11 protein-coding genes are annotated in these 9,951 nt (G+C 72.5%); 4 read left to right on the top strand and 7 right to left on the bottom strand.

The window, feature by feature from the left end; translation table 11 throughout:
- Positions 1-90 precede the first annotated feature (90 nt).
- The gene (locus tag ACU436_RS42175; protein ID WP_459032801.1) at positions 91-840 is read left to right on the top strand and encodes an HD-GYP domain-containing protein; all 750 of its coding nucleotides are present in this window, start codon (positions 91-93) and stop codon (positions 838-840) included.
- A 74-nt stretch (positions 841-914) separates the two neighbouring features.
- Here ACU436_RS42175 and secG read toward each other — a convergent pair whose 3' ends face one another.
- The 4 genes from secG to ACU436_RS42155 are packed head-to-tail and all read right to left on the bottom strand — an operon-like array spanning position 915 to position 4,221.
- Positions 915-1,142, bottom strand: a complete 228-nt coding sequence (gene secG / locus ACU436_RS42170) for a preprotein translocase subunit SecG (RefSeq protein ID WP_459032800.1) — start codon at positions 1,140-1,142, stop codon at positions 915-917.
- A 12-nt stretch (positions 1,143-1,154) separates the two neighbouring features.
- Complete coding sequence (locus tag ACU436_RS42165; protein WP_459032799.1) at positions 1,155-1,502, bottom strand: hypothetical protein; 348 nt, start codon at positions 1,500-1,502, stop codon at positions 1,155-1,157.
- Between the two features lie 12 nt (positions 1,503-1,514).
- On the bottom strand, positions 1,515-3,710 hold the full coding sequence (locus ACU436_RS42160) for a heme lyase CcmF/NrfE family subunit (protein WP_459032798.1): 2,196 nt from the start codon (positions 3,708-3,710) through the stop codon (positions 1,515-1,517).
- Positions 3,711-3,747: 37 nt separating this feature from the next.
- Entirely contained in the window at positions 3,748-4,221 is a 474-nt protein-coding gene (locus ACU436_RS42155; RefSeq protein ID WP_459032797.1) for a cytochrome c maturation protein CcmE domain-containing protein, read from the bottom strand.
- A 116-nt stretch (positions 4,222-4,337) separates the two neighbouring features.
- Between ACU436_RS42155 and ACU436_RS42150 the strand changes: the two genes are divergently transcribed.
- Positions 4,338-4,586 (top strand): hypothetical protein, encoded by a 249-nt coding sequence (locus tag ACU436_RS42150; protein WP_459032796.1) that lies wholly within the window; start codon positions 4,338-4,340, stop codon positions 4,584-4,586.
- 13 nt (positions 4,587-4,599) lie between these two features.
- On the opposite strand, the gene ACU436_RS42145 is transcribed toward ACU436_RS42150, so the two are convergent.
- Both ACU436_RS42145 and ACU436_RS42140 read right to left on the bottom strand, forming a co-directional pair.
- Positions 4,600-5,247 (bottom strand): TetR/AcrR family transcriptional regulator, encoded by a 648-nt coding sequence (locus tag ACU436_RS42145; RefSeq protein WP_459032795.1) that lies wholly within the window; start codon positions 5,245-5,247, stop codon positions 4,600-4,602.
- A 45-nt stretch (positions 5,248-5,292) separates the two neighbouring features.
- Positions 5,293-7,305, bottom strand: coding sequence for an acetoacetate--CoA ligase (locus ACU436_RS42140; RefSeq protein ID WP_459032794.1), 2,013 nt, complete (start codon positions 7,303-7,305; stop codon positions 5,293-5,295).
- Between the two features lie 202 nt (positions 7,306-7,507).
- Here ACU436_RS42140 and ACU436_RS42135 point away from each other — a divergent pair, with 202 nt between their 5' ends.
- On the top strand, positions 7,508-7,939 hold the full coding sequence (locus ACU436_RS42135; RefSeq protein ID WP_459032793.1) for an ATP-binding protein: 432 nt from the start codon (positions 7,508-7,510) through the stop codon (positions 7,937-7,939).
- 31 nt (positions 7,940-7,970) lie between these two features.
- The gene (locus tag ACU436_RS42130; RefSeq protein WP_459032792.1) at positions 7,971-8,768 is read left to right on the top strand and encodes a SigB/SigF/SigG family RNA polymerase sigma factor; all 798 of its coding nucleotides are present in this window, start codon (positions 7,971-7,973) and stop codon (positions 8,766-8,768) included.
- A gap of 9 nt (positions 8,769-8,777) precedes the next feature.
- On the opposite strand, the gene ACU436_RS42125 is transcribed toward ACU436_RS42130, so the two are convergent.
- A complete protein-coding gene (locus tag ACU436_RS42125) occupies positions 8,778-9,809 on the bottom strand; it encodes a class I SAM-dependent methyltransferase (RefSeq protein ID WP_459032791.1) in 1,032 nt (343 codons plus the stop codon).
- Between the last annotated feature and the right edge of the window lie 142 nt (positions 9,810-9,951).

Here is a 9,951-nt window from a genome sequence, read left to right as displayed (position 1 = left end):
CTACGCCGGCTCGTGGAGCGATTGGGTCGCGCGCGGCCTGCCGGTCGCGCGCGGCGAGGAGACGACCAGGGACGACGGGGCTGCGACACGATGACCGCCGAGGAGATCGATCAGCTGCACGACGAGCTGGGGCGCCTGCGCGCCGAGCTGGCGCAGCGCGAGCAGGAGGCGCAGCGGCGCGCCCGCGAGCTGGAGCGCTACGCCGAGCGGCTGCGGCTCGCGTCCGAGCGCGAGCACGAGCGCGCGGAGCAGCTGCGCCGCTCCTGCGAGGCGACCGTGAGGGCGCTCGCCGACGCGGTCGAGGCGCGCGACGCCTACACCGGCAAGCACGCCGAGCGGGTCGCCGCCTACGGCCTCGCGCTGGCGCGCGCCTGCGGGATGTCGGTCGAGCAGCCGCAGGTCGAGTTCGGCTTCCTGCTGCACGACATCGGCAAGGTCGCGATCTCCGACGCGATCCTGCACAAGCCCGGCACGCTCACCGGCGCCGAGCTGGACGTGATGCGCCAGCACCCCGTGATCGGCGACGAGATCGTCTCGGGGATCGACTTCCTCGGCGAGGCGAGGCACGTCGTCCGCTCCCACCACGAGCGCTGGGACGGGACCGGCTACCCCGACCGGCTCGCCGGCGACGAGATCCCGCTGGCCGCGCGCGTCTTCGCCGTCGCCGACACCTTCGACGCGCTCACCAGCGACCGCCCGTATCGCGCCGCCGCCTCCTTCCGCAAGGCCCGCACGGTGATCGCCCAGGGCGCCGGGACGCAGTTCGACCCGGAGGTCGCGGAGGTCTTCGCGACGCTCCCCGACGCGACGCTCGAGCGGATCCGCTGCACGCTCGCCTGAGCGCCGCCGCGACCCGCGCCCACGCAGGGAGACGGCGGCGTGCGAGCGCGCACGCCGCCCCGCGCAGGCCCGGCTCAGCCGAGCTTGAGCAGGATGATCGTGTTGATCCCGAAGGCGAGCGCGAACCCTATGGTCCAGCGGTTCAGGTTGCGCTCGACGAGCGATCCGCCGCCGAACGGCCCGGAGCCGGTGCCGACGCCGAAGGCACCCGAGAGACCGGTGTCTCTGCCGGAGTGCATCAGTATCAGCAGCACCATCACGACGGCGATGACGACCTGCAGGATCGAGAGAAGCGTGTACATGCTCAGGCCATCCTACCCGACCGGCGCGTCCGAGCGCGCGGGAGCCGCGGCGCCCTGCTCGTCCTCCGCCGGAGGTGCCGGCCGCTGCCCCGAGACGGCGTCGATCCGCCGCAGCAGCTGGATCGCCTCGGCCCGCAGCGCGCGGTCGAGCACGCGGTGGTCGGCCTCTGAGAGCTTGCCGGTGCGGAAGTCCATCTCGGCGTCGCGGATCTCGCGGTACTTCGCCTCCTTCGCCGCCTCCAGCTCGGCCAGCTCGAGGCTCTCGCGCCGCTCGACCGCCTCGATCCGCCCGGCCCGCAGCGGCGCCGCGACGATCGCGACGACGGCGAGCAGGACGGCGAGGATCAGCAGGAACTCCATCGCAGGACCGCCTCAGGAGCGCGCGAGGTCGCGCGCGAGCTTGGCGGCGTAGGTCGCCGTCACGCGGCTGCGCGCGGTCGAAGGGGCCGGCCACAGCGCGATCGCGCCGCCGAAGAAGGTGATCAGCGCGCCGATCCAGATCCACGTCGCCATCGGCGAGACCATCATGCGGAAGTCGGCCGGCCACGGTCTTCTGACCCAGCGGTCGGCGAGCCCCGCGACCGCCTGGTCGCGCAGCAGGAACAGCTGGTCGATCGCTCTCTGGTCGGGCTGGCCGTCGGCGAGCGCCGACTGCATCGCCTCTCTGAACGTTCTGTTGCCCTCGTCGATGATGCTCTGCAGCGGCAGCAGGTCGGGGTTGATGACCGTCCAGATGTCGCGCCCGAAGCCGGCGCGCAGGCCGACCTCGCTCTCGGCCTCGCCCATGAAGAAGCGGCCGAGGATGCCGAGCGAGGGATCCTGCGACGGGTAGAAGCCGCGCGAGGTTCTCAGCGTCGTGACGTGCTTGCCGTCCTTGGAGACGTCCATCACGGCGCCGAAGACGATCTTCTCCGGCAGCGGCTGCGCGTAGGCGCGCACGTATCTGACGTCGAAGCCGTCGATGCGGGCCGTCTGACCCGGGCCCAGCGCGACGTCCTTGGTGTGCACGAAGGAGGAGGAGATCGCGACGCCGAACAGCAGGATCGCGAAGCCGGCGTGGACGATGTAGCCGCCGTAGCGCCGGCGGTTGCGACGGATCAGCGAGACGAACGCGAGCGGCAGCGGCTCCTTCGACATCGCGCGGCGGGCGCTCGTGCCGCGCCACAGCTCCTGCGCGACGCCGCCGAGCACGAACGCGACCAGCGAGGTGAAGACGAGCGCCTTCGGCTCCTCCGCCGCGCCGGAGACGAACAGCAGCGCGACGAACGTGACGAGGCCGACGGCGAGCGGGAAGGTGAAGTTGCGGCGCAGGTTGGCGGCGGTCGCGCGCCGCCACGAGATCAGCGGGCCGATGCCGGTCAGCGCGACCAGCACGAACGCCAGCGGCGTTATGTAGCGGTCGAACCACGGCGGGCCGACCGACGCCTTCGTGCCGGTGATCGCCTCCGAGATCAGCGGGAAGAAGGTCCCCCAGAAGATCACGAAGCAGAGGCCGACCAGCACGATGTTCTGGACGATGAAGGCGGCCTCGCGCGACAGCAGCGAGTCGAGCGAGTGCTCGGACCTGAGCGACCCGCGCCGCCACAGCACCAGCCCGATCGAGGAGACGATCATCGTCGCGATCAGGCACAGGAACGGGATCCCGAGCGTCGAGGCGCCGAAGGCGTGGATCGAGTCGAGCACCCCCGAGCGGACGAGGAAGGTGCCCATGATCGCCAGCGTCCCCGTCGCGAGGATCAGCGAGGCGTTCCACACCTTCAGCATCCCCCGCTTCTCCTGGATCATGATCGAGTGGATGAAGGCGGTGCCGCACAGCCACGGCATCAGCGAGGCGTTCTCGACCGGGTCCCAGGCCCAGTAGCCGCCCCAGCCCAGCTCGGTGTAGGACCAGCGCGCGCCGAGCACGATCCCGATCCCGAGGAACAGCCAGGCGGCGAGCGCGAAGCGGCGCGTGCCGCGGATCCACTCGCTGCCGACGCGGTTGGTGACCAGCGCGCCGACGGCGAAGGCGAACGGGATCGTGAAGAGCGTGTAGCCGGAGTAGAGCGCGGGCGGGTGGAACATCATCGCCGGATGGCGCAGCAGCGGGTTGAGCCCGGTGCCCTCCGCGGGGACGGAGGCGAGCGTCGCGAACGGGCTCTCCATGAAGACGACGAGGCCGAGGAAGAAGGCCGAGAAGCCGAACAGGACCGCCTGTGCGACCGGCGCTATCTGGCGCAGCGAGCGGCGCGTCAGGTACAGCACGACGCTCGACCAGACCGACAGCAGCCACACCCACAGCAGCAGCGAGCCCTCCTGCGAGGACCAGACCGCCGTCGCCTTGTAGAAGGTCGGCGTCGTCGTGCTCGAATGGGAGGCGACCAGCGCGTAGGAGAAGTCCGAGCGCAGGAAGGCCGCCTCGACGATCGCGAAGGCGATCGTCAGCACCCCGGCGAGCGCGTATATCGCACGACGGCCGGAGTCGACCCATGCGCGGGCGCCGGTGCGCGCGCCGTGGACCGACGCGGCGATCCCGTACAGCGCGAGCGCGAAGGCGACGATCAGCAGCGCGCGGCCGACGGTGGCCATCGCTACGACTCCCGCGGCCTGGAGCGGCGCGTCGGCATCAGGTCGAGGGCGCCGCTCTCAAGAGGTCCTCCGGCGCGCCTCTCGGCAGCTCCTCCGGCGCGACCTGGAACTTCGACGGGCACTTCGTGACCATCGAGTCCTTCTCGGCGACGAAGACCGTGTCGCTGCCGCCCTTGAGCCCGCCGGGGCCGAGCTGGACCTTGATCATCACGCCGCGCCCCTCGCGGAAGGGGTCGGGCACGAGCCCGGTGTAGCGGACTCTCGCGGAGACCCTTCTGTGCGGATCGAGGATCCGGAACCAGAGCACGCCGTCGCCGCGCTGCACCGATCTCGGCGCGACCGTACCCGCGAGCGTGTAGGTCTCGCCGGCCTTGGCGCTCTCCAGCAGCTGGCCGGCCGTCTTCTCGTCGCTGCCGGCGCTGAAGCTGGTCCAGATCAGCGCGCTCGCGAGCAGCAGCGCGGCGGTCGCGGCGACGACGAGGCGAATGCGGCGTTTGCGGCTGGGGTCCATCGAAGGGCCAGTATCTCAGACCTGCGCGGGTGCGGCCCACCGACCGTCTACGCGCCGGGGCGCGAGGGTTCCGGAGGCTGATGCGAAACCTCCAAGCGACCCTGCGGTTAATACCCGTGAACGTGCAACTCCGGCATCGCATCAGCAGGCGCTCGTGGCCGACCGGGCACGGCGCCGAGACGGTCCAGCTGCCCGCCCCGGTGCTGGTCCCCGAGCCGAGAGCGCAGACCGAGCCGCTGCGCGAGCGCGACGCCGACCGCCCCGACGACCGCGCGCTCTACCACTGCCACTGCGGCTACGTCTTCCAGGCGCCGGTTTCGACCAGCGTCGGCTGCCCCCACTGCGGCAGCGCGCAGGCCTGGTAGCGCGGCCCGCCCCCTACCCTCTCGCCGCCTCGATCGCCGGCGTCACGACCGCGACCGTGCGCTCGACCAGATCCTCGCGCGGCACCTGCGGGTTGCGGTACCACCAGCTGGCGAGGCCGTGGATCGCCGACTTCAGCAGCTCGGCGAGGATCCGCAGCTGGCGCTCGCGCTCGGGATGGCCGCCGAAGATCAGCGGGTCGCTGCCGAGCGAGGCGCTCAGCCCCTCCGCGACGCGCGCCTCGAGCTGCTCGACGATCGCCGCCGCGTCGCTGGTCCCCTGCACCTCCAGGAACAGCAGCCGGCAGGCGTCGGGGTAGTCCTCGACGAAGCCGAAGAAGACCTCGATCGCCGCCCGCACCCGCGCCTCGACCGGCAGCGGCTCGATCGCGCCCGCGATCAGCGCGTCGATGTCGGCGCGGATCGTGTCGAGCAGGACCGTGTACAGCTCCCGCTTGGAGGCGAAGTGGTCGTAGACGACCGCCTTCGAGATCCCCGCCTGCGCGGCGATCTCGTCCACCGAGGTCGCGTGGTAGCCGCGCTCGGCGAACAGCCGCACGGCCGCGGCGAGGATCAGCGCACGGCGCTCCGCGGCCGTCAGGCGGCGGCGCGCGGCGCCGCTGGTTTCGGGGCCCGCCTTCGCGCCCGGGGTCCATTGGCTCACGGCCGGATTCTTACCGACGGCGGCGACGGACCGAAATTACGCGCGTCAGGAGCCGGCGGCACGCGCCGCGAACCAGTCGATCGCGGCCGGGTTGGCGAGCGCGTCGCGGCTGACGGCGCGCTCGGGCGGCGTGCCGGTCAGGATCCGCTTGACCGGCACCTCCAGCACCTTCCCCGACAGCGTCCGCGGCACCTCCGCGACCTGCGCGACCTCGTCGGGCACGTGGCGCGGGGTGCAGTCCTCGCGGATCCGCGCGCGGATGCGGCCGCGCAGCTCGTCGTCGAGCGCCGCGCCCGGCCGCAGCACGACGAACAGCGCGATCCAGCCGTCGGTCCCCGGCTTCGGCAGGTCGACGACGAGCGCGTCGAGCACCTCCTCCAGCGCCAGCACCGAGCGGTAGATCTCGGCCGTCCCCATGCGGATCCCGCCGCGGTTGATCGTCGAGTCCGAGCGGCCGCTGATGACCGCCGTGCCGCGCGGCGTGATCTCGATCCAGTCGCCGTGGCGCCAGACGCCCGGGAACAGCTCGAAGTAGGCGGCGCGATAGCGGCTCATGCGCTCGTCGTCGCCCCACAGGAACAGCGGCATCGACGGCATCGGCTGCGTCAGCACCAGCTCCCCGACCGCGCCGATCAGCGCTCTGCCGTCGGGATCGAACGCCTCGACCTTCGCGCCGAGCGCGCGCGCCTGCAGCTCGCCCTTGTAGACCGGCAGCGTCGGGACGCCGCCGACGAACGCGCTGCATATGTCGGTGCCGCCGCTGGTCGAGAACAGCCACGTGTCGGCGCCGAGGTGGCGGTAGACCCAGTCGAACGCCTCCGGCGCCAGCGGCGAGCCGGTCGAGCCGACCGCGTGCAGGTCGCTGAGGTCGTGCGCGGCGCCGGGCGCGATCCCGGCCTTCATGCACGCCGCGAGGTAGCTGGCGCTGGTGCCGAAGACGGTGATCCCCGCCTCCTCGGCCAGCTGCCACAGGCGGTCGAGCGTCGGGAAGCCGGGATTTCCGTCGTAGAGCACGATCGACGCCGGCGTCAGCAGCACGCCGACGAGGAAGTTCCACATCATCCAGCCGGTCGTCGTGAACCAGAAGACGCGGTCGCCGGCCTGCGCGTCGAGGTGCAGGTTCAGCTTCTTCAGCTGCTCCAGCAGGATCCCGCCGTGGCCGTGGACGATCGGCTTCGGCAGCCCGGTCGTGCCGGAGCTGTAGAGGACCCACAGCGGCTGGTCGAACGGCAGCGGCGCGAAGGTCAGCTCCGGAGGGTGCGCGCCTCGGTCGCCGCCGCCCGCGCCCGCGACGAAGGCGTCGAAGGCGACGGCGTCGCGCAGGCCGGAGAGGTCGGCCGCGGCGTCGAGGTGGCGCAGCACGACCGTCCGCCGCACGCTCGGCAGCCGTCGCTGCAGCTCGGCCAGCACCGCGCGGCGGTCGAACTCCCTGCCGCCGTAGCGGTAGCCGTCGATCGCGAACAGGACCGCCGGCTCGATCTGCGCGAAGCGGTCGGCGACGCCGCTGGCGCCGAAGTCGGGCGAGGCGCTCGACCAGATCGCGCCGATCGAGGCGCAGGCGAGGAAGACCGCGACCGTCTCGGGCACGTTCGGCAGGTAGCCGGCGACGCGATCGCCGGCGCCGACGCCCTCGGCCCGCAGCGCCGCCGCCAGCCGCGCCGTCAGCGCGCGCAGCTCCCCCCACGTCAGCTGCCCGAGGCCCTCGGCGCGCGTCTCGCCGTCGAAGCGGATCGCGACGGCGTCGTCGTCGCGGTCGCGGAAGACGTGCTCGGCGTAGTTGAGCGTCGCGCCTGCGAACCACTCGGCGCCGGGCATCTCACGGCGGCCGAGGACGCGCTCGTAGGGCCGGTGGGCGATCACGTCGAAGTGCTCCCAGATCGCCGACCAGAAGCCGTCGAGGTCGTCGACCGACCAGCGCCACAGGGTCGCGTAGTCGGGCGCGGCGACCCCGCGCTCGGCCTCCAGCCAGCGGGCGAAGCGCGTCAGCGCGGCGCGCTCGACCCGCTGCGGGTCGGGACGCCACAGGATCGGCGGCGCGCTGTCGCTCGGGGCCGGCATCGCTCGCCGGGGAATCTACGCGATGGCGGGCGCGGCGGCGACGGTCTCGCGCGCCGTACGCGCGCGCGTGAGGTCCCGTCCGGCCGTCCGCGCGCGGACGACGCGCGGACGATCGAGATCGGCGCGAACGGGCATACGAGGGTCAGATGCGCGTCTCCGCGATCACCGGCCCGCAGGCCGCCCCGCCGTTCGCCGACCGGCCGTGCACCTGACGCTGCCCGCCTCAGCGGCGAGCGTCCCCGAGGCGCGCCGGGCGGTGGTCGCGCTGACGCAGCGCCTCGGCGCCTCGCCGGCGACCGTCGCCGACGTCGCGCTGGCCGTCAGCGAGGCCTGCACGAACGTCGTCGTGCACGCCTATCGCGAGCACGAGCGGCCAGGCGTGCTGCACGTCGAGGCGGCGGAGCGCGACGGGGTGCTCGAGGTCGTCGTCGCCGACGAGGGCGGCGGCCTGCGCGCCCGCGAGGACAGCCCCGGGCTCGGCATGGGGATGGCGCTGATGGCGGCCGTCGCCAGCAGCCTCCAGCTCGATCACGACGGCGCCGCGACGCGCGTCCGCCTCACCTTCGAGCTGGGTCTGGAGCGGGGCGAGGACGCCTCCGAGCCGGGGGCCGAGCCGCTCGCCGATCGCGATTGACGCGAAACGGCCGTGGGTAACCGTGTGGCACATGGGATCTGCCACGAAACTCGCACAGAAATCCACCGCGGCGCCCCGTACCGGTACGCGCCCGGCCGGCTCGATGCTGCGGACGCGCATGCTGTCGGCGCGCGCCCGCAGGGGCGACGTGCAGGCACGCGAGGCGCTGATCGCCGAGCACCTCCCGCTCGCCCGCGCGCTCGCGCGCCGCTACCGCCGCGGCTCCGAGAGCCTCGACGACCTCGTCCAGGTCGCCTCCGTCGGCCTGATCAAGGCGGTCGACCGCTTCGACCCCGAGCGCGGCCACAGCTTCTCGACCTTCGCGCAGCCGACGATCGTCGGCGAGCTGCTGCGCCACTTCCGCGACACCGGCTGGGGCGTCCACGTCGCCCGCGGCACGCAGGAGCTGGCGCTGAAGGTGCGCGCCGCCGCCGAGGCGATCGAGACCGAGACCGGCGCCTCGCCGACGCCGCGGCAGCTCGCGGAGCGGACCGGCGCCGACGTCGAGGCCGTGCTGGAGGCGCTCGGCGCGCTCGCCAACCGCACCGCGCTGTCGCTCGCGACGCCGGCCGGCAGCGACGACGAGGGCGACGCGACGATCGCCGACACGCTCGGCAGCGTCGAGGAGGGCTTCAGAGCGGCCGAGGCGCGCGCGCTGCTGGAGCCGGCGCTGCGCCACCTGCCCGAGCGCGAGCAGCGGATCCTGCGGATGCGCTTCTCCGACGACCTGACCCAGAGCGAGATCGCCAAGCAGATCGGCGTCTCGCAGATGCAGATCTCGCGCCTGCTGCGCCAGTCGCTCGAGCGGCTGCACGAGCTGACGCGCTGAGGCGTCCCGTCAGCGCGCCCGGCAAATGACCCCGTTGTGGGTCTTGATCTGGCCGTGGCGCAGCACCTCGAAGCCGTTCTCCCACGCGTACAGGCCGAGCTGCTCGACGCTCATCAGCTCGCGGTAGGCGAAGTTCATCACGTCGCCGAACAGCAGGTAGAACATCCGCGTGCGCGGGTGGATCCGCGGCGTCGTCATGATGCAGTAGCCGCCGGGCTTGACGAAGCGGCGGTGGAACTCGAACGCGGTCGGCTTGTAGGCGTCGGGGAAGTGCTCGACCAGCCCGATCGAGACGACGACGTCGAACTCTCTCCCGTACGGCAGGTCGCGGATGTCGGATATGACGAAGTCGATCGCCATCTCGTCGCGGTACCAGACCCTCTCGCCGCCGGTGCGCGGGTCCGCGCCGAGGAACGGATAGGCGGCGGGGAAGGCGCCGAAGCGGCCCTCCTTGCACCACGCGTCGTAGTCGACCAGCACCGCCTCGCCGCCCGGGTACATCGCCGACAGCAGCATCGCCTCGTAGCCGTCGGCGGCGCCGAGGAAGAGGATCCGCGGCCGCTCGAGCTCGAGGCCGCCGAACAGCGAGCGTCTCGCGCGCGGGTCCCAGATCGTGTCCTCGACCCGCTGCGCGCGGTTCCAGACGGTCCACTGGACGACCTCGTTCATCGCCTCCCAGGCGGCCCGCAGCTGGCCTCTGGTGACGGCGAGGCCGGCTCTCTTGAGCGCGTCGAGGCGCGCCTGCACGGGCTTGGCGTCGAACAGCGACTGGAACGATCTGTTGAACATCGACCACGCCTCGGGGACCGGCAGCTGCTCGCCGTGGCGCGCCTCCCACTCGAGCTTCTGCTTCGACCAGTTCTCGACGCGGTAGGGGCGGCCGATCTCGCTCCAGCTGAGCGCCGAGAAGTCGAGCGGGGAGGCGTCGGCGAAGACGTCGCGCTCGCTGCGGCGGAGGTCGACGCGGTAGGTGTCGCGCAGCTCGCTGTGGCCGATGTCGGCCTCGGAGAAGGGGCGGTGAGAGGAGGCGGTGGCGGTCATGCCTGCGACCCTATGCGCAGCTTTCAGCGACTTCTACGCCGGTTTCGCGCGGATCCGGCGCCTGTTTCATAGCTTCCCTCTAAGGTCTGGGGATGAGCAGTGCGGGTGAGGGCGGCGGGCGCGGGGCGGGCGGCGCCGGGGC

The organism is Pseudonocardia wallangbongensis (assembly GCF_054486945.1).
The sequence above is the reverse complement of the archived record's forward strand: the minus strand, read 5'-3'. Positions and strand labels throughout refer to the sequence as shown.

What these genes read in the sequence shown, in the direction of transcription:
- ACU436_RS42175 (WP_459032801.1), top strand. Translation starts at nt 91, where the DNA reads ATGACCGCCGAGGAGATCGATCAGCTGCACGACGAGCTGGGGCGCCTG.
- secG (WP_459032800.1), bottom strand. Translation starts at nt 1,142, where the DNA reads ATGTACACGCTTCTCTCGATCCTGCAGGTCGTCATCGCCGTCGTGATG.
- ACU436_RS42165 (WP_459032799.1), bottom strand. Translation starts at nt 1,502, where the DNA reads ATGGAGTTCCTGCTGATCCTCGCCGTCCTGCTCGCCGTCGTCGCGATC.
- ACU436_RS42160 (WP_459032798.1), bottom strand. Translation starts at nt 3,710, where the DNA reads ATGGCCACCGTCGGCCGCGCGCTGCTGATCGTCGCCTTCGCGCTCGCG.
- ACU436_RS42155 (WP_459032797.1), bottom strand. Translation starts at nt 4,221, where the DNA reads ATGGACCCCAGCCGCAAACGCCGCATTCGCCTCGTCGTCGCCGCGACC.
- ACU436_RS42140 (WP_459032794.1), bottom strand. Translation starts at nt 7,305, where the DNA reads ATGCCGGCCCCGAGCGACAGCGCGCCGCCGATCCTGTGGCGTCCCGAC.
- ACU436_RS42130 (WP_459032792.1), top strand. Translation starts at nt 7,971, where the DNA reads ATGGGATCTGCCACGAAACTCGCACAGAAATCCACCGCGGCGCCCCGT.
- ACU436_RS42125 (WP_459032791.1), bottom strand. Translation starts at nt 9,809, where the DNA reads ATGACCGCCACCGCCTCCTCTCACCGCCCCTTCTCCGAGGCCGACATC.